Origin of the sequence: Dokdonella fugitiva, assembly GCF_004342425.1 — a bacterium.
In the GTDB taxonomy this organism is placed as follows: domain Bacteria; phylum Pseudomonadota; class Gammaproteobacteria; order Xanthomonadales; family Rhodanobacteraceae; genus Dokdonella_A; species Dokdonella_A fugitiva.
Genome location: NZ_SLWQ01000008.1, coordinates 171122 through 193506, shown reverse-complemented (window position 1 = coordinate 193506; position 22385 = coordinate 171122). Strand labels below are relative to the sequence as shown.

Below are 22385 nucleotides of genomic sequence, written 5' to 3'. Positions count from 1 at the left end.
TCAGCTCCCGAAGATGCGCGCGAGGAAACCCTTTTTCGTCGCGTCGATGAAGCGCATCGGCCGATCCTCGCCGCACAGCCGCGCGACCGCGTCGGCGTACGCCTGGCCCGCATCCGAACCTTCGTCGAGGATCACGGGCACGCCGGCGTTCGACGCGGTCAGCACGCCCGGTGATTCGGGGATCACGCCGAGCACTTCGATGCCGAGGATGTCCTTGACGTCGGCGATGCCCATCATGTCGCCGTTGGCGACGCGCTCGGGGTTGTAGCGCGTGAGCAGCAGGTGCTGCTCGACGCCGCCGCCACCCTGTTCGGCACGCCGCGTCTTGCTCGCCAGCAGGCCGAGGATGCGGTCGGAGTCGCGCACGCTGGATACTTCCGGATTGACCACGACGATCGCGCGATCGGCGAAGTACATCGCGAGGCTCGCGCCCTTCTCGATGCCGGCCGGCGAGTCGCAGATCACGTAGTCGAAGCCGTCCTCGGTGAGCTCGTTGAGCACGCGTTCGACGCCTTCCTTGCTCAGCGCGTCCTTGTCGCGCGTCTGCGAGGCGGCGAGCACGTGCAGCGAATCGATGCGCTTGTCCTTGATGAGCGCCTGCTTGAGCGTGCACTCGCCCTGGATCACGTTGACGAAGTCGTACACCACGCGCCGCTCGCAACCCATGATGAGGTCGAGGTTGCGCAGGCCGACGTCGAAGTCGATGACCGCGACCTTCTTGCCGCGCTTGGCGAGGCCGACAGCGAGCGAGGCGCTCGTCGTGGTCTTGCCGACGCCGCCCTTCCCGGACGTGACGACGATGATCTCAGTCAATGGCGTATCTCCCTGGGTTCGTGATTGGTGATTCGTGATTGGTGAGTGGTGAAAAACGGTTCGCGGAGTGGATCACCGCCGTGCTTTTGCGAATCACGAATCACGAATCACGAATCACAGCTTCTTCAACATCAGCTTGTCGCCTTCCAGCCAGCATTGCACGCTTTGCCCGCGCAGGTCCTTCGGGATGTCCTCGAACACGCGATACTGGCCCGCGATCGAAACGAGTTCGGCGTGGAATTCCTGGCAGAAGATGCGTGCGGCCTCGTCGCCCTGGGCGCCGGCGAGCGCGCGCCCCCGCAGGGCGCCGTAGACGTGGATGGAGCCGTCCGCGATGACCTCGGCGCCATTGCCGACGAGCGCCGTCAGGATGAGGTCGCGCCCACGTGCGTAGACCTGCTGGCCGGAACGGACCGGCTTGTCGTGCAGGAGGCCGCCCAAGCCCGCGCTCGCATTCATGCCCGCAGGCGCGGCCGCACGCGGTTCGGCGACGGGCTCGCGCGAGGGCGGCGGTGGCGTCGCGCGGGCCTGCGCTTCCGCGGCCGGCTCGCCGGCGCGTTCGTACGACGCGCGGAACTTCGCGATCACCGGGATGCCCAGTTCCTGCGCGATGCGTTCGTTCTCGCTCGTGCCGTACGACAGGCCGACCGGCAGCATGCCCGACGCGCGGATCCGCTCGAGCAGGTCGCGCACGACCTCGACGTCGGGCAGGCTCGGCAGGTGGCTGAGGTCGAGCACGACCGGCGCGCGAAGGAACAGCTTCCCGGCGTTCTCGACCTTGCCGCGCAACTCGGCCGCGAGCGCGTCGGGGTCGAGACGCTTCAGCTTGAGGTTGGCGATGCCGACCTGGCCGAACTTGATCTCGGCGACCGGCTCGAGGCTGGCGAGTTCCGCCGCGGTCATCGCCACGGTCATGCGCCGCCGGCGGCACGCGCGCCGCGCACCGCCACGTTCGGGCGAACCCGCTCGCCGAGCCACGGCAGGTCGGGCAGGCGCCCGGTCGGGCCGTGCAGGTAGGTGTCGCGCACGAACGGGTAGCTGCACAGGGTCTTGGCGAGCAGGGCGACACGACGGCCGTTGCTCGGCATCGTCTGCTGGCCGACCTCGAGGAAACCCCAGGTGCCGTGGAACAGCAGTGACACGTCGTCACGCGGCTCGAGGAACACCTCGCAGGCGAGCTGCGGCACGTGCGTTTCGGCGTAGCTCGTCACGTCCGCGTAGAACACGCGGCCGAGGCCGAGGCCGCGGTACGGGCGCGCGACGACGATGCGGTCGATGTAGACGAATTCCGGGTAGTGCGCGCGGAACCAGAGGAAATTCGGGCTCGCGTAACGCGCGTCCTCGCGCAGCGCGATGAGGAAACCGGCGATGTGCCCGTCGACTTCGGCGACGCGGAAGTAGCTCGCTTCCTCGTACAGCCCGCGCAGACCGGCGACATCCAGCGGCAGGATCGTGGAACCGGCGGCGTTGTTGAGTGCGAGCACCGAATCCAGATCGTGCGGTTGCACGTCGCGGATGCTTAGGGCCATTGCTTGCTCCGTGGGGGATGGCGTGGGGCGTGCGACTCCAGGGCCGCGGCCACCGGCGCCGATTATCGCATGGGCCCGCGATGCGGTCATGGCGCGGTGCGGGCGCGTTGGTTAGGGAATCGTTAGCGGCCCTGCAGCAGCGGCAGCAGCGGCGAATGGCGGCCGCGGGCCGACAATGACTTCCGGGCAGGTCGGCTACCGGCGCGCCGGCATATCATGAGGGCATGTCCTGGCCGCAGTTCAACCACATCCAGCTGCTCCGCTACGCGGGACTGTTCCAGTACGCGAGCGTCGGCACGCCGTTCCTGCGCTACCAGACCGTCGTCGAGGATCTCGCGCAGAAGCAGCTGCCGGGCAGCTACGTGCACCTGTGGCTCGCCTGCTACATCGTGTTCGGCGTCGTCTACTGGTACCTCACGCACGACCTCGGCGACCGCCGCCGCACGCCGCTGCGGCGCGCGTTGCAGATCGGCCTGCTGGTCGTGCTCAACGGCATGGCGGTCGCCATCGGCTGGTTCAGCCAGAGCGGCATCTCGGCGCTGCTGCTCGCGGTCGTCGCGGTCGTCCTGCCGTGGCTGTTGCCGTTGCGCATCGGCATCGCCTGGATGGTCCTGCAGAACTTCTCGCTCGTGCCCGTGTTCGCGAGCATCCGCGAACCGGCCTTCAGCCTCAGTGACGCGTTCCTGCAGTCGAGCCTCTATTCGGGCTTCATCGTGCTCGCGTTCGTCACCGCGCTGGTGACCAAGCAGCAGGTCGAGGCGCGCGAGGAACAGCGCCGCCTCAATTCCGAGCTGCGCGCGACGCGCACCCTGCTCGCCGAATCGAGCCGCCTCGCCGAACGCATGCGCATCTCGCGCGAGCTGCACGACCTCGTCGGCCACCACCTGACCGCGCTCAGTCTCAACCTCGAGGTGGCGAGCCACCTCGTGCAGGGGCAGGCGCAGGAGCACGTGCGCCAGGCGCAGTCGGTCGCCAGGCTGCTGCTCAGCGACGTGCGCGAGGTGGTCAGCCAGCTGCGCGAGGGCGACAGCATCGATCTCACCCAGGCACTGCGCAACCTCACCGAAGGCGTGCCCGGCCTCGCGATCCACCTCGAGCTGCCGCCGCGCTTCAGCGTCGACGATCCCAAGCGCGCGCAGGTGCTCCTGCGTTGCGCGCAGGAGATCATCACCAATACCGTGCGCCATGCCGGAGCACGCAACCTGTGGCTGACCTTCGAGCGCAGTGCGGACCGCCAGATGGCGATCCACGCGCGCGACGACGGCCAGGGCGCGAGCGAACTGCGGCAGGGCAACGGCCTCACCGGCATGCGCGAGCGCCTCGCGCAGTTCGGCGGGCGCGTCGACATCGTCACCGGCAAGGGGCGGGGCTTCGCCCTCGATGCCCTGCTGCCACTGGAGGGAACCTCGTGATCCAAGTCTGCCTGGTCGACGACCAGACCCTGGTGCGCCAGGGCATCCGCTCGCTGCTCGAGCTGTCCGATTCGATCCGCGTCATCGCCGAGGCCGGCGACGGCGCGCAGGCGGTCGAAACCATCCCGCGCGTGAAGCCGGACGTGGTCCTGCTCGACATGCGCATGCCGGGGATGTCCGGCCTCGACGTGCTCAATGCGCTCGCGGCGAAGAACCAGCTGCCGCCGACGATCATCCTGACCACGTTCGACGACGACCAGCTCGTGCTCGCCGGCCTCAAGGCCGGTGCACGCGGCTACCTGCTCAAGGACGTCTCCCTCGACCAGCTCGTCGACGCCGTCAGGACCGTCGCCGACGGCGGCTCGCTGGTCGCGCCGATGGTCACGCAGCGCCTGCTCAGCGGGCTCGAGCGGATGCACAACGAGTTCACGAGCCTGGACCGGCCCGACCCGCTGACCGAGCGGGAAACCGAGATCCTGAGACTCATGGCCGGCGGCTACAGCAACAAGGAGATCGCCAATTCGCTCGGCGTCGCCGAGGGAACGGTGAAGAATCATGTCTCCAACATCCTGTCCAAGCTCGGCGTGCGCGACCGTACGCGCGCGGTCCTGAAGGCGTTCGAACTCGGTATCGTCTGAGGCGCCGTCCGGCGCAAGTGCCGTCGTGGCGTGTTGCGCCGATTGCGCTCTTGGGCCGCCGGGCGCGCGCCCGGCCGCCGCATTGGCGGGCGAAAGCGCGCGCCGGGGCACGCCGGCGGGGCGCGCGGTGCCGGCGCGCCGCCGCCGCGGCCGCGCCGGGGTCGTAGCGCATGCGCCCCGGACTCCAGTACCATCCGTTCCTTGTCCCGCCAGCGCGGGACCGTGCATGCGCGGGCACAAGGGGACGGCGTGGCCGAATCCGGTCGGGCGTCGCTCGCCGCGCGTGCAGCCAATGGCTGGGTTCTGGAGATACCTCGGATGATTCGTATTTTCGAAATTCTGATCGCTCTGCTGATCGTGTTCCTGCTCGCCGTCCTGGTCGGCGTGGTGCTGCCGGATCACGGCCACATCGAGCGTACCGTCGAGGTGCCGAGCCCGCTGCGGCAGGTCTACGACTCGGTCAACTCGTTCCGCCGCTTCCCCCAGTGGACCGGCATGCGCGCGTTCGACCCGAACATCAAGATGACGCTCTCCGGCCCGGAAGCCGGCGTCGGCGCGAAGGTGAGCTGGACCAGTGCCTCGCCGAAGGTGCGTGACGGCTCGCTCACGATCACCAAGACCGAGCAGGACAGCAGCGTCGAGATGGCGCTGGACAACGACTGGATCGGCACCAACCGCACCTACAAGATCACGCTGCAGCCGACCGCGAACGGCAAGACGGTCAAGGTCACCGAGTCCTACGACGTCGACTACGGCTGGAACCTCGTGCACCGCTTCGGCGGCCTCTACATCAACGGCGAACCGTCGGCGATCGTGCAGGGCAACCTCGCCAGCCTGTCGGCGATGCTCGCCGGCTTCCCGAACACCGACTACAAGGACCAGAAGATCGACGTCGTCAACGTCGAGGCCAAGCCGGTGTTCCTCGTCAACACGAAGGCCAAGCGCTCGCTCGAGGAAGTGGCCGACGCGACGAGCACGGCCATGACCGAGATCGAAGAGGCGCTCAAGAAGGCCGGCCTCACCGCCGCGGGCCCGCGCATGACGATCACGACCGAGTGGGGCGAAGAAGACTACACCTTCAGCGTCGCCGTGCCGGTCAGCGCGACCTCGTTCACGCTCGACGGGCAGACCTACAACATCGAGACGCCGGTGCCGAACCAGAGCGACGAAGGCGTCGACGAGAGCGGCCAGCCGAAGACCTACGGCCCGGGCGAGAAGGACAACAAGGGCTACCTCGTGGTCGACGGCAACGTGCGCGCGGCGCTGTGGTACCAGGGCACGGCGCTCTACACCGAGTACACGGGCAGCGCGGCGCAGTTGCCGCTGATCCGCCTCAACCAGAAGGCGTACGCGGAGACGCACGGCTACCGTTACAGCGAAGGTGGCGTCGGTCGCTTCTGGGACGAGTTCATGTCCGAGCCCGACACGCCGGTCGACCAGGAGGTCTATCGCGTGTACCTGCCGATCACGCGCTGAGCACGATCGCAGCGAACGATGAAGGGCGGCTTCGGCCGCCCTTTTCATTGGAGCCGCGGGGCGGGACGCGGCCGCATGGCGGCGGGTCCCTCCGCACGCCGCGGCGGCAACACGACGCCTACCCGGCGTCATTTCCGCGAAAGCCGGAAGCCTTTTTCTTTTCGCTCTTCTGGCGGCTTCAAGAGCAGAGCGCGATGGATTCCCGCTTTCGCGGAATGACGGCCGCGTGCCTGGAAGTCGTCCGTGCGCCGCCGGGGGCGGGCAGGGCACCAGGTGGGCCGCCAAGCCCACACCGCACGAAGCGCAGGCAATGCCTGAGATACGGTGACGTGAGCGCTCAGTCGAGCGGCGCGCCGTACCGCACCTCGAGCACGACGAACGAACGACGTCCCCCCGGCAATTCCGCTTCGAACTCGTCGTCTGCGCGCCGCTTCAGCGCCGCGCGCGCGAGCGGCGAGTCGATGCTGATCCAGCCGCGCGCGGCGTCGGTCTCGTCCGGACCGACGATGCGATAGGCGTGTTCGTGGCCATCCTCGTCCTCGAGGCGCAGCCAGGCGCCGAAAAACACCGCGCCGCGATCAGTGGGGGGCGTATCGACGACGCGCAGGTGTTCCAGCCGCTTGCCGAGGTAACGCACGCGCCGATCGATCTCGCCGAGCTGCTTCTTGCGGTAGGTGTATTCCGCGTTCTCGGACCGGTCGCCTTCGGCGGCGGCGGCGGCGAGCGCGCGCACGACTTCGGGTCGGCGCACGCGCCAGAGTTCGTCGAGTTCGGCCTTGAGGCGCGCATGACCCTCGGGCGTGATCATCGCGGTCGAAGCCGGTGCGGGTGGTCGCCATCGGCTCATTGCAGTGTCGTCCCGTGCAAAACGCGAACGTTACCATCGCCGCATCCGCGTGCCACGGGGTGCGGCGTTAGAATCGCCGTTCGTCTGTTCGGGAAGGGGCCGCGGTGTGTTGATCCTGCCATTGCACCGCGCGCCGACCCGCGCCAACTTCCCCTGGGTCACGCTCGCGCTGGTCCTCGTCAATGCGTTCGTGTTCCTCGCCCTGCAGCAGCGCGACGACGCGCGGCAGGCGCACGCGCTCGACACCTACATGGAGCGTGGCCTGCCGCAATGGGAGTTCCCTGCCTATCGGGACTGGCTTGCACGCCACGTCGACGATCGACGCCGCGGCATGTTCGAGCGGCTGGCGTCCGACGGGCGCGATCCGCGCCGGGCGGCCGCGGTGCTGCAATCGGACGATGCCTTCGTCGCCGCATTGCACGACGGCACGGCGTTCGCGGCCGACGCGAGAGGCATCGACGAGTGGCGCGAGGCGCGTGCCGAATTCGACCGGCTATGGGACCGCTCCTTCACCGAGCGCTGGAAGCTGCGCCAGTCGGAAATCGCGCCCGCGCGCATCCTCGGTTCGATGTTCCTGCACGGCAGCATCGGCCACCTGCTCGGCAACATGCTCTTCCTTGCGCTGCTCGGCCTGCTCGTCGAAGGCGCGCTCGGCCATGGCCTGTTCCTCGCCGTCTACCTGCTCGGTGGCGCCGGCGCCGCACTCGCGAGCCTCGCCTGGCACTGGGGCGAGTCGGGTTCGCTGGTCGGCGCATCGGGCGCGATCGCCTCGCTGATGGGCGCGTACTGCGTGCTCTGGGGCAGGCGCAAGGTGCGCTTCTTCTGGTGGTTCTTCGTCGTGTTCGACTACGTCAAGGCACCGGCGCTCGTGCTGCTGCCCGCATGGCTCGGCTGGGAAGTGCTGCAACTCGCGTTCGTGCACGGCTCCAATGTCGCGTTCGAGGCGCATGCGGGCGGCATCGTCTGCGGCGCCGTGCTGGCGCTCGCAGTGCGCCGGCTCGGCTGGGAGCGCGTCGAGTTCCTCGACGAGGATGCGATCGCCGAAGCGGCGGACGCGGACGATGCGCTGCTCGCGCAGGCGCAGGCGCACGTCGGCCGACTCGAGATCGGCGCGGCGCGCGCCTTGCTCGAGCCGCTTGCGGGGCGGCGTCCGGACGACCTCGCGGTACGCGTCGCGTTGTACCGCTGCGCGCGTTACGAACCGGGCATGCCGCGGCTCGACGATGCGGCGCGCGCGGTGCTCGGCCTCGCGCTGCGGGCGGCAGCCGACCTGCGCGAACAGAAGGCCGTTTACGACGACTACGTGAAGGCGGCCCCGGGCCGTGGCCTGCCGCTGGCGCCGGTACGGCAGGTCGCGCTCGCGCGCTGCTGGCCGACGATCGGTGCGGGTGCCGCCGCGGTCGAATTGCTCGGCGGGCTGGCCGCGCGTGCGCCGGCGACGCCCGGCCTCGCGGCGGCGATGCTGCAGGTCGCACGCGACCTGCACGAACGCCGTGAAAACGGACCCGCGCGCGCGGCGCTCGCGCAGGTCGCCACCCTCTGGCCGGGTTCGGCCGAAGCGGACAAGGCCAGGCTGCTCCTCGCTGCCGGAGCCTGAGCGGTCACGCCCGCGCCGGCGGCGCGCCGAGCGTGTCGAGGAAGCGACGGTAGGCACCCACCTCGCCAGTGAGCGCCTGCGGAAACGCCTGCAGCACGCGGTCGAGCAGAGCGCGTGCGGTGTCGTCCTTGCCCATGCGCTCGGCCAGCAGCTTGGCGGCGAGCAGGCAGTTCGCGGGTACGTCGCGGTGCTTCGGATGGCTCTTGTACCAGCTCGAGACGAGCCGCAGCGCGACCTGGCTCTGGCCCGCCTCGACGGCGGTGCGCGCGATGCGCGCGACGTCGTCGGGATCGGCGGGCTGGAACGCGGGATCGATCTCCTGACAATCGCGCACGACGTCGACCGCGCGGCGGTCCTTGTCCTGCGCGACGAGCACCGCGACCCATTCGCGGCCGTGCCGGAGCAACTCGTCGTGCCGGCCGAGAACGCCGAGCACCTTGCGGTACTGCACGTGGACCGCCTCGGTGCCGCCGCGTGCGCGCAGCTGGCCGCCGAGCAGCTCCGCCGCGGCCTCGGGCTGGCCATCGCGCACGTGTCGCGCGGCTTCGTCTAGCAGGTCCTGGTCCGGGTCGCGCAGGCGCGGCGCGAGCGGGGTGGTCTTCGCCGCGGGTTCGTAGCCGATCTCGTCGTGGTACTGGTAGATCAGGTAACCCATGAGGTGGAACGTCGCGACGACCACGTAGTTGGTGATGAAATGGAACACCAGCGTCGAGATGACCGGCGGCAGCATCGGCACCACGAGCGCCTGCGCGTAGTGCTGGCTGAAGTTGAACACCGCGTACAGCGCGGCCACCGCGATGTAGGGCCAGCCGAAGCGGCCCATGATCTCGAGCCAGGTGAGCGGATTGAGCGCATGGCCGAGGTTCTGCTCCATCGCCAGCGACATGATCGCGCCCGGTAGCGCGATGGCGAGGAAGATCGCCACGAGCGCACCGCCGACCGGCCCGAGCAGCACGAAGCCGGCCACGTTGAAGGCGAAGAACGCGACCTGCAGCCAGATCTGCGACCAGCCGAGGTTGTCCTCCACGGATACCGCGACCTCGGGCGGTTCGAGGCGGCCGTCCGCGGTCGCACGCAGGCATTCGAAGGCATACTTGTACAGGCCGACCCAGATCAGGAGCTGGAACAGCCAGCCGATGAAGCCGAGCGGCAGGAAACCGATGAGCTGGCAGAGGGCGAGCACGACGATCGTCGTGAGTGCGCCCGAGCGCGTCGGGTACAGCGAGATCTCGCGCAGGCGATTCCAGAACGGAACGATGCGGTCGTGCGCGGGCGGTACGCCGGGGCGGTGCGACGTCGCCATGCTCAGCGCCTCATCAACGAGCCGAGCACGCCACGCAGCAGCGAGCGACCGAGCTGGCCGGCCGCGTTGCGCACGGCGGACTTCGCGAACGCCTCGATCATGCCCTGGCGGCGCTTGGTGCCGAACACCATGTCCTTCGCCGCCTGCGTCCAGCCGCTGCCTTCGTCGGGCTGCGCCTTGCCGCCCTTCGTCGCGGCGGGCGCCGACGCAGCCTCCTGTTCGGCGCGTTGCGACAGCTTCTCGAACGCCGATTCGCGATCGACCATGGTGTCGTACTTCGTGCCGATCGGCGAGCGCGAGCGGATCATCGCGCGCTCGGCGTCGGTGATGGTGCCGATGCGACAGCCGGGCGACGAAACCAGCGCGCGTTCGACCGGCATCGGTATGCCGCCGGCCTGCAAGGTCGAGACGAGTGCCTCGCCGACGCCCAGTTGGGTGATCGCCTGCGCGACGTCGATCTTCGGGTTCGGCGCGAACGTCTCCGCCGCGGCCTTGACCGCCTTCTGGTCGCGCGGCGTGAACGCGCGCAACGCATGCTGGATGCGGTTGCCCATCTGGCCGAGGACGACGTCGGGCACGTCGTCGGGATTCTGCGAGCAGAAGTAGACGCCGACGCCCTTCGAGCGGATCAGGCGCACGACCTGTTCGACCCGCTGGCGCAGCGCGGCAGGCGCATCGTCGAACAGCAGGTGCGCCTCGTCGAAGAAGAACACGAGCTTGGGCTGGTCGAGGTCGCCGACTTCCGGCAGCTTCTCGAACAGTTCGGAGAGCATCCACAAGAGGAACGTGGTGTACAGCTTCGGCTTGAGGATGAGCTGGTCGGCGGCGAGGATGTTGACGATGCCGCGACCGGACATGTCCTGGCGCATGAAGTCGGCGAGGTCGAGCGCGGGTTCGCCGAAGAACTGGTCGCCTCCCGCCTGCTCGAGCGAGAGCAGCGCGCGCTGGATCGCCGCGATCGACTGCGTCGAGACGAGACCGTAGTGCTGCGACAGTTCCTTCGCGTTGTCGGCGGCGAACGACAGCAGTGTGCGCAGGTCCTTGAGGTCGAGCAGCAGCAGGCCGTCGTCGTCGGCGGCCTTGAACACGATCTCGAGCACGCCTGATTGCGTGTCGTTGAGTTCGAGCAGGCGCGCGAGCAGGTTGGGGCCCATCTCCGACACGGTCGTGCGCACCGGGTGGCCGAGCTTGCCCCAGATGTCCCAGAACACGACCGGACTCGCGCTCGGCGCCCAGTCGATGCCGAGCTTGTCGATGCGCGCCTTCAGCTTGTCGTTCATCGCGCCGGGCTGCGACAGCCCGGCGAGGTCGCCCTTGACGTCGGCGAGGAACACCGGCACGCCGAGCTTCGAAAAGCCTTCCGCCATGAGCATCAGCGACACGGATTTGCCGGTGCCGGTCGCGCCGGCGACCATGCCGTGGCGGTTCGCGTACTTGGCGAGCAGGAACACGTCCTTGTCGCCCTTGCCGATCAGGATGTCGCTCAAGAGATTCTCCCCGGATGCACGCCACGCGTAGCCATGACGGCCGATTGTAGCGACGAATCGCGCCGACGCAGCGGCGCATCGCGTCGGCGCGCGGGTTGCCGCAGCTGGCGCATGGGGTTAACTTGCGGCGTTTCCACGTACGGCTGCACGCCCATGCTTCGACATCGCACCTTCTGCATCGCCGCCGCCGCGGCAGCCCTCGCGGCGTGCGCCGGCAACGCACCGCGTGGCGGCCCGGGCGCGGCGCAGGCGAAGGCCGACGACGAATCGAACGCGCTCTACCAGCGACTCGACGAGGACAGCCGGCGCTACGAAGCCGGGCTCGCGCTCGCGCGCTCGGGCGAGACCGCGCGCGCGCAGGCCGAGATGAAGGCGGCGCTCGACGACCTGCGTGCCGCGGCGACGCAGTGCGCGCAGGTCAAGGAGTGCGATGAGCAGCGCTTCGTCGCGGGCTTCGATTCGCTGCTGCGCGCGGGCATAGGCAGTCCTTCCGACCTCGCGGTCGAAGGCGACACCAGCGCCACCACGCCGGAAGCGACCGGGGAAGTCGGCGAAGGTTCGCCGGTGGTGACCGCGCTGCCACAGCTCGGCCGCTCGGTGACCCTGCTCAAGGGACGCGAACTCGGCGACATCATCGCGCTCAACGGGCCGGTCAAGGCCGCGCTGGAGGAATGGCTCACGCAGTACCGGCCGAACCTGATGACGGCGTACGAGAACTACCAGTACCTGCGCTACCAGATGTGGCCCGAATACGAGAAGGCGGGCCTGCCCGAAGCCCTGCTGTTCGGCATGCTCGCCAAGGAATCCGGCGGCAAGGTGCATGCGGTGTCGCGCTCGGGCGCATCGGGCCCGCTGCAGTTCATGTATGCGACGGGCCTGCGCTTCGGCCTCACCACGGTCGACGGTTTCGACCGGCGTTTCGATCCGCGCCTCGCCGCGCGCGCGAATGCCGCCTACGTCAACGAGCAGCTCGCGATCTTCAACAACAACCTCGAACTCGTGATCGGCGCGTACAACGGCGGCGAAGGCGCGATGCAGCGGCGTGCGGGCCGGGGCGAGAATGCGTCGGGGTTCTGGAGCCCGGAGGTCTACGGCAGCATCTCGCAGGAGACGCGCGAATACGTGCCGATGGTGCTCGCGGCGGCATGGTTGTTCATGCACCCGGAACGCTACAACCTCGAATTCCCGAAGATCGCGGCCAAGCCGGGCAGCATCACGCTGAAGCGGCCGGCGTCGATCGCCGAACTCACCGTCTGCCTCGGCCAGGACGGCAATGCCCACGACGGCTGGTTCCGCACCTTGCGCAACCTCAACCCACAGCTCGATCCGCAGCAGCAGGAGCCGGTCGGCGCGCGGCTCGTCGTGCCGCAGCGGCTGGAGAAGGTGTACGAACGCGACTGCGCGGCTGGCCGGTGGCCGGAGCTCGCCGCGGAACTGCACGAGGCGATCGTGCCTGCACCGCCGCCGGTCGCACTCGCGCAATCACGTTCGCCGGGGAAGGCGCGGGCGAAGGACCGGACGTACATCGTGCGCAAGGGCGACACGCTCGCGGCGATCGCGCGTCGCAGCGGCCATTGCGGCATCCGCGAGATCGCCGCGGCGAACGGCCTGCGCGGACCGCACTATCCGATCAAGCCGGGGCAGGCGCTGAAGGTGCCGGAGTGCCCGCGCTGAAGGAACGGCGGAGTTGGCGCTTCCGTGCGCCAGGTCCCGTCCTGTGAATCGTCGATGCGAATTGCGGTCCGTCCGTGGACCGCACCAGTCCACCCGGCAGCATCATCCCGATGCCTGCGAGCCGGGTTGCTCCGGCCCTGCGGAAACGGATGGCCCTGTGCGGCATCCGTTCCGCCTGCACGCCGGCGTGACGTGCACGTGTGAATCAGGCGGCTTCGGCGCCTTCGATCATCCAGCGGCTGAGGTCGTCGGCCGGCACGCCTTCCTTGAGCGAGCGCAGGCAGCGCATCGCCTGGCGGTGCAGTTCCTGCTGCTCGCCGAACGGCGAATCCTTCGTCTCGTGGAAGACGACGGTAAGCCACAGGGCGACGCCGCGTAGGCGCACCTGGAGATTGTCCGAGCGCAGGCGCTCGAGGCCGATATCGGTGCCGCTGCCCCAGGGCCGGTATTTTTCTTCCGGCGGGGTCGCGTAGAGATGCGGGAATTCGCTCTTCGAGGCGCTCGTGAACTCGCGCAGGGCGATCCCGGCGAGCTGCCGGCGAGCTGCCGGCGGCAACAGTTCGAGCGTCTTGTTGATCTCCCGGAACTGCCGGCGCAGCTGCATCGCGCGGCTGAGGGCGATCAAACGGGTCATGATCTGCATGGCTTTTTCCCCCTGCCCATCCCTGGGGCCAATCTGGATGGTTCGTCGAATCCGTGGCGCCGATACTAGGCGAGGTCTACCCCATGAGACCGCCCAGTGCGTCACAAATTGCCCAATCGCGTCACATTGTGACTGATGTGCGGGGGCTTGGGAAGAGGGATTTCAACCCATGCCGGGGAGGAGATTCGCTCCCGCGAGCGATCCGATCGGCTCGCCGACGCGTACCGCCTGCTCCGGCGACAGGGCGGGATCAAGCGTCGCGGCCGCAGGCAGCAGCACGATCGCCGTCGAACCCATGTTGAAACGGCCCATCTCCACACCGCGCGCGAGGCGGACGCCGCGGCTGCGCCAGTCGCGCCGCGTGATGCGCGAGGCATAGGGCGGCACCTCGACGCCGCCCCAGACGGTTTCGATGCCGGAGACGAGCATCGCGCCGACGAGCACCACCGCGAACGGCCCGTTTGCGCCGCGGAAATGGCAGACAAGGCGCTCGTTGCGCGCGAACAGGCGCGGCACCGCCGCGACCGCGAACGACGCCACGCTGAACAGGCGGCCGGGCACGTGCACGGTCTCGAGCAGTTCGCCCGCGAGCGGCATGTGCACGCGGTGGTAGTCGCGCGGCGACAGGTAGACGGTCGCGAAGCGGCCGTCCGCGTACGGCGCTGCGGCCGCCTCGTCGCCCAGCAGTTCGGCGACGCTGAAATCCTGCCCCTTGGCCTGGAACACGCGGCCGGCGCGGATCGGTCCGGCCTGGCTGATGCGACCGTCGGCGGGGCAGAGGACCGCATCGGCAGCCTCGGCCTGCGGGCGCGCGCCGGGCTTGAGCGCGCGCGTGAAGAACGCGTTGAAGTGCGCGTATGCGGCCGGATCGGGTTGTTCGGCTTCGCCGAGGTCGACGCGATAGGCCTTGACGATGCGCCGGATCAGGAAGTCCTTCCACGGCGCGAACGTCCAGCGCGTGCCCCACAGCACGAGGCGCGACAGGAAGCGATGCGGCAGCACGTATTGCAGGGCGACGGACGCGCGCATCAGCGTGTTCCCGCGAGCGCGACGAGGTCCGCCGCGATCTTCGCCGCGTCGAACGGCGGCCGCATCACGCCGGCCTGGTGGCCCTCGGGATCGATGAGCACGGCCGACGCGCTGTGGTCGACCTCGTAGGTGCCGTCCCTGGGTTCGCCGCGCGCGTAGACGAGCCCGAGCGCGTGGGTGAGGCGCGTCAGCTGCTCGTCGCTGCCGCTCGCGGCGACGAAGTCCGGATCGAAAAAGCCGACGTAGCGCGCGAGCTGGGCCGGCGTGTCGCGTTGCGGGTCGACCGAAACGAAGTCGAAGCGCACGCGCTGCTTCGTCGCCGCCGGCAGGCGCTTCCACACCTGCTTGAAATCCGACAGCGTCGTCGGGCAGACGTCGGGGCAATTCGTGTAGCCGAAGAACACGATCGTCCAGCGTCCCTTCCAGTCGTCGAGCCTGAGCTTGCCGCCGTCGCTGCGATCGAGTTCGAACGCGGGCAGTTCGCGCGGCGCGGGATACATCACGACGGTCGCGAGGGCAGGGCCTCGTGCCGGCGCGAGCACGCGCATGCCGAGCCAGAGGCCGGCGGCGGCGGCGAAGGCGGCGATGATGATGAGCCAGTTCGCGGAAATGCGACCGGCGTTGCGAAGGCGGGCCATCCGCCGATTATACGGGCGCCGGGCACCGTACGCGGCGGCCCGCGCGCGCGCGATGCGGCCGCGTATCGCGGGGCCGCGGCGGCGCATGCCCTATACTGCTCGACCCTTCGAATTGGCGGACGCCAACGTGACGCAGGAACTCGCGACGATCGTCGATTTCATCCGCTACGGCGCGAGCCGCTTCGGCGCCGCCGGCCTCACCTTCGGCCACAGCTACGACAACGCGCTCGACGAGGCCACCCACCTCGTGCTGCACGCGCTGCACCTGCCGCATGACCTTTCGCCCGCCTACGGCCAGGCGAAGCTCACCGCAGCGGAGAAGCACGCCGTGCTCGCGCTGATCGACCGCCGCGTCGACGAGCATCGCCCGGTCGCCTACCTGACCGGCGAGGCGTGGTTCGCCGGCCTCAAGTTCAAGTCGGACGGACGCGCCCTGGTGCCGCGCTCGCCGATCGCCGAGCTGATCCAGGGCGGCTTCTCGCCGTGGCTCGACGAGCGCCACGTCGAGCGCGCGCTCGACCTGTGCACGGGTTCGGGCTGCATCGGCATCGCGATGGCCGCGCACAACCCGGACTGGCAGGTCGATCTCGCCGACATCAGCGACGATGCGCTCGCGCTCGCGCGCGAGAACGTCGAATTCCAGGACGTCGGCGAGCGCGTGCGCGTGATCAAGTCGGACCTGTTCGCCAGCTTCGCCGGCGAGCGCTACGACCTCATCGTGAGCAATCCGCCGTACGTGACCGAACAGGAATTCGCCGCACTGCCGCCCGAGTACGGCCACGAGCCGAAACTAGGCTTGACCGCGGGCCACGACGGGCTCGATTTCGCATTGCGCATCCTCGCGGCGGCACCGGACCATCTCACCGAGGACGGCGTGCTCATCGTCGAGGTCGGCGAGAGCGAACGCGCGCTCGTCGCGACGTTGCCGAACGTGCCGTTCAACTGGATCGAGTTCAACGTCGGCCAGATGGGCGTTTTCCTGCTCGACCGGCGCGACCTCGTCGAGCATGCCGCGGAGATCCATCGCGCGGCGAGTGCGCGCAAGTAGGGGGGGCGGACCTCCGTCGCTCCGGGTCACGCCGGCCCCGGCGTCGTGGTCAGCGAGCGCCTTGGTCGGGTATTGGAAGGCGCGCCCCTCCAGACGCGCAAGATGGTTTACCGCTTTCGCGCAATGACGTCGCGGAGTTCGCGATCCGCATCACGACCAGCCAGCAGCGAACCACATGTCCAGCAATTCCTTCGGCAAGCTCCTGACGGTGACGACCTTCGGTGAAAGCCACGGCCCGGCGATCGGCTGCGTCGTCGACGGCTGCCCGCCGGGGCTCGCGCTCGCGCCGGAGGAATTCCGCGCCGACCTCGAGCGGCGCGCGACCGGGCGCAGCCGCTTCACGTCGCAGCGGCACGAGGCCGACGAGGTCGAGATCCTCTCGGGCGTGTATCAGGGCCGCACGACCGGCACGCCGATCGCGCTCGTGATCCGCAACACCGACCAGCGTTCGAAGGACTACGGCGACCTGCTCGATACGTTCCGTCCCGGCCACGCCGACTACACCTACTGGCAGAAGTACGGCATCCGCGACCCGCGCGGAGGCGGTCGTTCGTCCGCGCGCGAGACGACGATGCGCGTCGCCGCCGCGGTGATCGCCAAGAAGTGGCTCGCCGAGCGCCACGGCGTGCGCGTGCGCGGCCATCTCGTACAGATCGGCGACCTCGTGCCGCGCGCGTTCGACTGGGACGCGGTCGAGACCAATCCGTTCTTCTGGCCCGACGCCGCGATGGTCGAGGAACTCGAGGCGTACGTGAATGCACTGCGCAAGTCCGGCGACTCGGTCGGTGCGCGCGTCACCGTCGTCGCCGACGGCGTGCCGGCGGGCTGGGGCGAGCCGATCTACGGCAAGCTCGACGGCGAGCTTGCCGCCGCGCTGATGTCCATCAACGCGGTCAAGGGCGTCGAGATCGGCGACGGCTTCGCCGCGGTCGCCCAGCGCGGCAGCGCGCATCGCGACGAGATCACGCCGCAGGGGTTCCTCTCCAACCATGCCGGCGGCATCCTCGGCGGCATCTCGACCGGGCAGGCGCTGGTTGCGTCGATCGCGTTGAAGCCGACCTCGAGCATCCTCGTCCCGGGCCGCAGCGTGAACCTCGCCGGCGAGCCGGTCGAAGTCGTCACCAAGGGCCGCCACGATCCCTGCGTGGGCATCCGCGCGACTCCGATCGCCGAGGCGATGGTCGCGCTCGTGCTGATGGACCAGGCGCTGCGCCATCGCGCGCAGTGCGGCGACGTGGGGGCGGTCGAGCCGCGCGTGCCGGGTCGCGTGGAATGAGCGCGCGACCACGCGTCTGGGTGACCCAGCCGGTCTTCGGCGACATCCTGGCGCGCCTCGAGCGCCATTTCGACGTGTGCGTCGAAGCCGAGGTCGCGCCGCGCAGCGCGGACGAGCTGCGCGCCGGCCTGCGCGACGTCGACGGCGCGCTGGTGTTCATTCCCGACCGCATCGACGCGGCGGTGATCGCCGGTGCGAAACGCCTGCGCGCGATCGCCAATGTCGGCGTCGGCTACGACAACCTCGACGTCGCGGCGCTCACCGCCGCGGGCATCGTCGCCACGAACACGCCCGACGTGCTCACCGAGACGACCGCGGATTTCGCCTGGGCGCTGCTGCTCGCGACCGCACGGCGCGTGACCGAAGCCGAACGCTGGCTGCGCGAAGGCCGCTGGACGACGTGGTCGTTCGAACTCATGCTCGGCCGCGACGTGCACGGCAGCACGCTCGGCATCCTCGGCATGGGGCGCATCGGCCAGGCGATCGCGCGCCGCGCGCGCGGCTTCGGCATGCGCGTGCTCTACCACAACCGCTCGCGCCTGGCGCCGGACGTCGAGCGCGACTGCGCGGCGGCCCATGTCGCCATGAACGAGCTGCTCGTGCACAGCGACCATCTCGTGCTCGCGCTGCCGCATTCGGCACAGACCCATCATGCGATCGGCGCGACCGAACTCGCGCGCATGAAACCGGGCGCGACGCTCGTGAACATCGCGCGCGGCGGCATCGTCGACGACGCCGCTCTCGCCGACGCGCTCGCCGCCGGGCGCATCGCCGCGGCCGGGCTGGACGTCTACGAGGGCGAGCCGGCGGTGCATCCGCGCCTGCTCGCCTGCCGCAACGTCGTGCTCACGCCGCACATCGCCAGCGCGAGCGAGGCGACGCGGCGCGCGATGGTCGCGCTCGCGGTCGACAACCTGACCGCGGCGCTCGGCGCCGGACCCCATGCGGGCCGGCCGGCGAACCCGCTTAATGCCGACGCGTCATTGGCGCGCGACGGCCGTTCCGCGTGATGCTCGAACCCCTTTCCGTTAAGCCCAGCACCGGCATCGACCATGACGAAGAGCACGACCACGTACAACATTGCCATCGCCGGCGCGACCGGCGCCGTGGGCGAGACCCTGCTGTCGATCCTCAAGGAACGCGATTTCCCGGTCGGCGAACTCGTGCCGCTGGCCAGCGAGCGTTCGGCCGGCGGCAAGGTGTCGTTCGGCAGCCGCGAACTCGTCGTGCGCAACCTCGCCGACTACGATTTCAACGGCATCGACATCGCCTTCTTCTCGGCCGGCGGCTCGGTTTCGCGCGTGCATGCGCCGCGTGCGGCGGCTGCCGGCGCCGTCGTCATCGACAACACGTCGGAGTTCCGCTACCAGGACGACGTCCCGCTCGTCGTCGCCGAGGTCAATCCGCACGCGATCGCGCAGTACGTCAACCGCGGCATCATCGCCAACCCGAACTGCTCGACGATGCAGATGCTCGTCGCGCTCGCGCCGATCCATCGCGCGGTCGGCATCGAGCGGATCAACGTCGCGACCTACCAGTCGGTGTCGGGCGCCGGGCGTTCGGGCATGGAGGAACTCGGCCGGCAGACCGCCGCGCTGCTGAACTTCCAGGATGCCGCACCTGCGAAGTTCCAGGCGCAGATCGCCTTCAACCTCATTCCGCAGATCGACGACTTCCAGGACAACGGCTACACCAGGGAAGAAATGAAGATGGTGTGGGAGACGCGCAAGATCCTCGAGGACGCGTCGATCCGGGTGAATCCCACCGCCGTGCGCGTGCCGGTGTTCTACGGCCATTCCGAGGCGGTGCACATCGAGACGCGCAAGAAGATCGATGCGGAGCGTGCGCGCGAGCTGCTGCGCGCCGCCCCGGGCGTCGTCGTCGTCGACGAGCACAGGCCGGGTGGCTACCCGACGCCGGTGCAGCACGCGGCGGGCAAGGACGAGGTGTTCGTCGGCCGCATCCGCGAGGACATCTCGCATCCGCGCGGCCTCGATCTGTGGGTCGTGTCCGACAACATCCGCAAGGGCGCCGCGCTCAATGCCGTGCAGGTCGCCGAGCTGCTCGCCAAAAACCATCTGTGACGGCCCTCGGTGTTTGCGAAATGGTATGTGTGATCTATAGTTACGATTGTGTTATAAGCCCGTTTCGAGATGGCCCGAAACGGGTCCCTACGCCTCCGGGGGGCATGCCTAGATGAAACGACCGCTGCAACTATCGCTTGCGATCGCGCTCGCGTTGGGCGGAACGAACGCGCTCGCGCTGGGCCTCGGCCCCGTCCATGTGAAATCCAAGCTCAATCAGCCGCTTGACGCCGAGATCCCGGTGATCCAGGGCACGGCCGGCGAAGCGGAGGGCTTGCTCGTGAGCCTCGCCGCCGCGGAGGATTTCGAGCGCGTGGGCATCTCGCGCAGCCACCTCAACGTGCCGCTCGACTTCTCGGTCGGCAAGAGTGCGAGCGGCCAGGTCGTCATCCGCGTGACGAGCAAGGAACCCGTGCACGACAGCTACCTCGACTTCCTCGTCGAGGCGAACTGGCCGAAGGGACGCCTGTTGCGCGAATACACCGTGCTGCTCGACCCGCCGGTGACCGCGCCTTCGCGCAGCGCCCCGGCAGCGGTCGCAGCCGCGCCGACGCCGGCCACGCGCGCGCCCGCGACGCCGCGGCGCGAGAAGGAACCGGTCGCCGCGGCGGAGAAGCCGCCCGTCGCCGAGAAACCGGCCGCGACGCCGCGCGAGAAGCCCGCGCCGGTCGCTGCCGCGCCGCGCAAGGTGCTGGAAGGCGAATACGGCCCGGTCAAGGAAGGCGAAACGCTGTCCGGCATCGCGCGCGCCGCGCGCCCGGACGGTGGCGTCAACCTCGACCAGATGATGCTCGCGCTGCTCAAGAACAATCCGGACGCGTTCTACAAGGACAACATCAACGCGCTCAAGCGGGGAGCGATCCTGCGCATCCCGAGCGCCGACGAGGCGAAGGCGATCGGCTCGGCGAGCGAGGCGGCCGCGCAGGTCCGCGCGCAAGTCGAGGACTGGCGCGGTGGCCGCGCGGCGCCGACGCGCGTCGCGTCGAGCAGCGAAGCGCCGGCACCCGTGACGGCGGCACCGAAGGAAACGAAGCTTGCCAAGACCAGCACGGCTGGCGCCGAGGCCAGGGGCGGTGGCGAGCGCCTCGAACTCGTGCCGCCGAAGTCGGGCAAGGGCAGCGTCGCGATGGCCGACCAGCCCGGCAGCGGCAGCGGCGCGGCGGCGAACGCCGAAGCCAAGCGCGAACTCGCGCGCACGAAGGAAGCCCTTGCCGCGCGCGAACTGGAAGCGACCGAATTGAAGTCGCGCGTGAAGGAACTCGAGGACCTCAAGGGCAAGAACGACCGCCTGATCAGCCTCAAGGACTCCGAGATCGCCGACCTGCAGCAGAAGCTCAAGGAATTGCAGGCCAAGGCCGACGCCGCCGCGAAGAACGCGGGCAAGCCGGCCGGCACCACGACGGCGACGCCGGTCGCGGCGACGGCGCCGACGACTCCGGCGTCGAGCGCCAAGGACACGGCGATCGACAAGAAGGACATCTGGGGCGATGCCGGCAAGGCGACCACGCCCGGTACCGACGTCGCGAAGACCGACACGCACGCGGCGACGCCGTTGACGACGAGCACGGCGTCGCCTGCGGCGCCCGCATCGTCTCCGTCGGCGCCGGCGTCGGGTTCGACGCCCCCCGCATCGACGCCTGATGCGACGACCGCGGCGGTGCCCGCGACGGCCACGTCGACCGCGGACGGCAAGACCACGCCGGCGTCGACGCCGGCGCCCAGCGCATCGACGACGCCCGCTTCGACGCCGCCGACGGCTGCGCCGGCCAGTGGCGCGACGGTGACGCCGTTGCCGGCCACGCCGCCGACCACGGCGACGACCGGGACTTCGGCCAAGCCGACGCCCGCCTCGACGGCGAAGAAGCCGGCCCCTGCGACGCAGCCGGAGCCGGCCTGGTACGACGCGCCATGGGTCAAGCCCGCGGCTCTCGGCGGCGGCGTGCTGCTCGTGCTGCTCGGCCTCTTCGGCATGCGCAAGCGCAAGGCGGTGCCGGCCGACACGAACGGCAACCGGCCCTCGATCGCCGACGCCTTCGGCGACTCGCCGGTCGGCGGCGGCGCGACCAGCGACGTGATGGAGGCGGAAGCCACCGCGCTGCGCGAGCAGATCGAGCGCGAGCCGGGCAACGTCGGCCTGTACCTGGAATTGCTGAGCCTCTACTACGCCGAGCGCGACGTGGCCCGGTTCGAGGACACGGCGGCCGAAATGCACGCCTATGTCACCGATCCGAACCAGCCGGAATGGCAGGAGGCGCAGGCGATGGGGCAGGAGCTCGCGCCGCACAATCCGTTGTTCGCGACGAGCCATGCATACGATTCGGGGTCCGCATTCGCCGACACCGCGGAGCGCCCGGCGCTCGACACCGACGATTACGGCTTCGGCCACGCGGACACGCCGGTCGCGCCCGCGACCGCGGCGGGCACGCAGGCAGAGGACGACTACGGCTTCGGCTTCGCCGATGCGCCGCCGGCCACGCATGCGCACACGCCGCCACCGCCACCGGCTGCGGACGCGTTCACGTTCGACGACCTGCCGCCGCTGGAGGCGCCGGCGACCAAGGTGCCCGAACCGGCGCCCATGCCCGCTGCGAAGGAGCCCGCGCCCGCGATGAAGGAAACGACCCTGGACGACGATTTCTTCGCCGGCGAGGACGCGATCGGGACCAAGCTCGATCTCGCCAAGGCCTACATGGACATGGGCGATCCGGACGGTGCACGCTCGATGCTCGAGGAAGTGGTCGCCGAAGGCAACGACGCGCAGAAGGCCGAAGCGCATCGCCTGATCTCGGAACTGCGCTAGAGCCGTGATTCGGGATTGGTGATTCGTGATTCGTTAGAACCACGGACCCGCATTCATCCAAGGGGAGCCGGGCGAGCCCGGCTCCCCTTTT

At 69.4% G+C, this 22385-nt stretch carries 19 protein-coding genes; 10 read left to right on the top strand and 9 right to left on the bottom strand.

Annotated features, from left to right (window positions below; genetic code table 11):
• The 3 genes from minD to EV148_RS14665 all read right to left on the bottom strand — a co-directional run bounded on the left by minD (position 1) and on the right by EV148_RS14665 (position 2342).
• Positions 1 to 813 (bottom strand): septum site-determining protein MinD, encoded by an 813-nt coding sequence (gene minD, locus EV148_RS14675; RefSeq protein ID WP_131999560.1) that lies wholly within the window; start codon positions 811 to 813, stop codon positions 1 to 3.
• Positions 814 to 927: 114 nt separating this feature from the next.
• On the bottom strand, positions 928 to 1728 hold the full coding sequence (gene minC, locus EV148_RS14670; protein ID WP_241988109.1) for a septum site-determining protein MinC: 801 nt from the start codon (positions 1726 to 1728) through the stop codon (positions 928 to 930).
• Positions 1725 to 2342 carry a GNAT family N-acetyltransferase gene (locus EV148_RS14665; RefSeq protein WP_131999558.1) on the bottom strand — a complete coding sequence of 206 codons (618 nt, stop codon included), beginning with the start codon at positions 2340 to 2342 and terminating at the stop codon, positions 1725 to 1727. Before EV148_RS14665 ends, minC begins: the two co-directional genes overlap by 4 nt.
• 224 nt (positions 2343 to 2566) lie before the next feature.
• On the opposite strand from EV148_RS14665, the gene EV148_RS14660 reads away from it, so the two are divergent.
• The 3 genes from EV148_RS14660 to EV148_RS14650 all read left to right on the top strand — a co-directional run bounded on the left by EV148_RS14660 (position 2567) and on the right by EV148_RS14650 (position 5868).
• Positions 2567 to 3754, top strand: coding sequence for a sensor histidine kinase (locus EV148_RS14660; RefSeq protein WP_131999556.1), 1188 nt, complete (start codon positions 2567 to 2569; stop codon positions 3752 to 3754).
• A complete protein-coding gene (locus EV148_RS14655; protein WP_131999554.1) occupies positions 3751 to 4392 on the top strand; it encodes a response regulator in 642 nt (213 codons plus the stop codon). The genes EV148_RS14660 and EV148_RS14655 overlap by 4 nt, the downstream gene beginning before the upstream one ends.
• Positions 4393 to 4710: 318 nt before the next feature.
• Entirely contained in the window at positions 4711 to 5868 is a 1158-nt protein-coding gene (locus tag EV148_RS14650) for an SRPBCC family protein (protein ID WP_131999552.1), read from the top strand.
• 337 nt (positions 5869 to 6205) lie between these two features.
• Here the strand turns inward: EV148_RS14650 and greB are convergent, their stop codons facing one another.
• On the bottom strand, positions 6206 to 6715 hold the full coding sequence (gene greB / locus EV148_RS14645) for a transcription elongation factor GreB (RefSeq protein WP_131999550.1): 510 nt from the start codon (positions 6713 to 6715) through the stop codon (positions 6206 to 6208).
• A 106-nt stretch (positions 6716 to 6821) separates the two neighbouring features.
• Between greB and EV148_RS14640 the strand changes: the two genes are divergently transcribed.
• Positions 6822 to 8312, top strand: a complete 1491-nt coding sequence (locus tag EV148_RS14640) for a rhomboid family intramembrane serine protease (RefSeq protein ID WP_131999548.1) — start codon at positions 6822 to 6824, stop codon at positions 8310 to 8312.
• Between the two features lie 4 nt (positions 8313 to 8316).
• On the opposite strand, the gene EV148_RS14635 is transcribed toward EV148_RS14640, so the two are convergent.
• Positions 8317 to 9615 (bottom strand): tetratricopeptide repeat protein, encoded by a 1299-nt coding sequence (locus EV148_RS14635; RefSeq protein WP_131999546.1) that lies wholly within the window; start codon positions 9613 to 9615, stop codon positions 8317 to 8319.
• A 2-nt stretch (positions 9616 to 9617) separates the two neighbouring features.
• Positions 9618 to 11102 (bottom strand): helicase HerA-like domain-containing protein, encoded by a 1485-nt coding sequence (locus EV148_RS14630; protein ID WP_131999544.1) that lies wholly within the window; start codon positions 11100 to 11102, stop codon positions 9618 to 9620.
• Between the two features lie 153 nt (positions 11103 to 11255).
• On the opposite strand from EV148_RS14630, the gene EV148_RS14625 reads away from it, so the two are divergent.
• Entirely contained in the window at positions 11256 to 12776 is a 1521-nt protein-coding gene (locus EV148_RS14625) for a transglycosylase SLT domain-containing protein (RefSeq protein WP_131999542.1), read from the top strand.
• A gap of 205 nt (positions 12777 to 12981) precedes the next feature.
• On the opposite strand, the gene EV148_RS14620 is transcribed toward EV148_RS14625, so the two are convergent.
• The 3 genes from EV148_RS14620 to EV148_RS14610 all read right to left on the bottom strand — a co-directional run bounded on the left by EV148_RS14620 (position 12982) and on the right by EV148_RS14610 (position 15086).
• The gene (locus EV148_RS14620; protein WP_241988108.1) at positions 12982 to 13410 is read right to left on the bottom strand and encodes a hypothetical protein; all 429 of its coding nucleotides are present in this window, start codon (positions 13408 to 13410) and stop codon (positions 12982 to 12984) included.
• Between the two features lie 171 nt (positions 13411 to 13581).
• Positions 13582 to 14448: an archaetidylserine decarboxylase gene (gene asd / locus EV148_RS14615; RefSeq protein ID WP_131999538.1), complete on the bottom strand. Its 867-nt coding sequence runs from the start codon at positions 14446 to 14448 to the stop codon at positions 13582 to 13584.
• The gene (locus tag EV148_RS14610) at positions 14448 to 15086 is read right to left on the bottom strand and encodes an SCO family protein (protein ID WP_158287485.1); all 639 of its coding nucleotides are present in this window, start codon (positions 15084 to 15086) and stop codon (positions 14448 to 14450) included. The genes asd and EV148_RS14610 overlap by 1 nt, the downstream gene beginning before the upstream one ends.
• Before the next feature lie 85 nt (positions 15087 to 15171).
• Between EV148_RS14610 and prmB the strand changes: the two genes are divergently transcribed.
• The 5 genes from prmB to EV148_RS14585 all read left to right on the top strand — a co-directional run bounded on the left by prmB (position 15172) and on the right by EV148_RS14585 (position 22294).
• Positions 15172 to 16134 (top strand): 50S ribosomal protein L3 N(5)-glutamine methyltransferase, encoded by a 963-nt coding sequence (gene prmB, locus EV148_RS14605; RefSeq protein ID WP_182518659.1) that lies wholly within the window; start codon positions 15172 to 15174, stop codon positions 16132 to 16134.
• A gap of 175 nt (positions 16135 to 16309) precedes the next feature.
• The gene (aroC, locus tag EV148_RS14600; protein ID WP_131999534.1) at positions 16310 to 17410 is read left to right on the top strand and encodes a chorismate synthase; all 1101 of its coding nucleotides are present in this window, start codon (positions 16310 to 16312) and stop codon (positions 17408 to 17410) included.
• Positions 17407 to 18420, top strand: coding sequence for a 2-hydroxyacid dehydrogenase (locus tag EV148_RS14595; RefSeq protein ID WP_131999532.1), 1014 nt, complete (start codon positions 17407 to 17409; stop codon positions 18418 to 18420). Before aroC ends, EV148_RS14595 begins: the two co-directional genes overlap by 4 nt.
• Before the next feature lie 42 nt (positions 18421 to 18462).
• A complete protein-coding gene (locus tag EV148_RS14590) occupies positions 18463 to 19494 on the top strand; it encodes an aspartate-semialdehyde dehydrogenase (protein ID WP_131999530.1) in 1032 nt (343 codons plus the stop codon).
• A 112-nt stretch (positions 19495 to 19606) separates the two neighbouring features.
• Positions 19607 to 22294 carry a FimV/HubP family polar landmark protein gene (locus EV148_RS14585; RefSeq protein ID WP_131999528.1) on the top strand — a complete coding sequence of 896 codons (2688 nt, stop codon included), beginning with the start codon at positions 19607 to 19609 and terminating at the stop codon, positions 22292 to 22294.
• Positions 22295 to 22385: the final 91 nt, after the last annotated feature.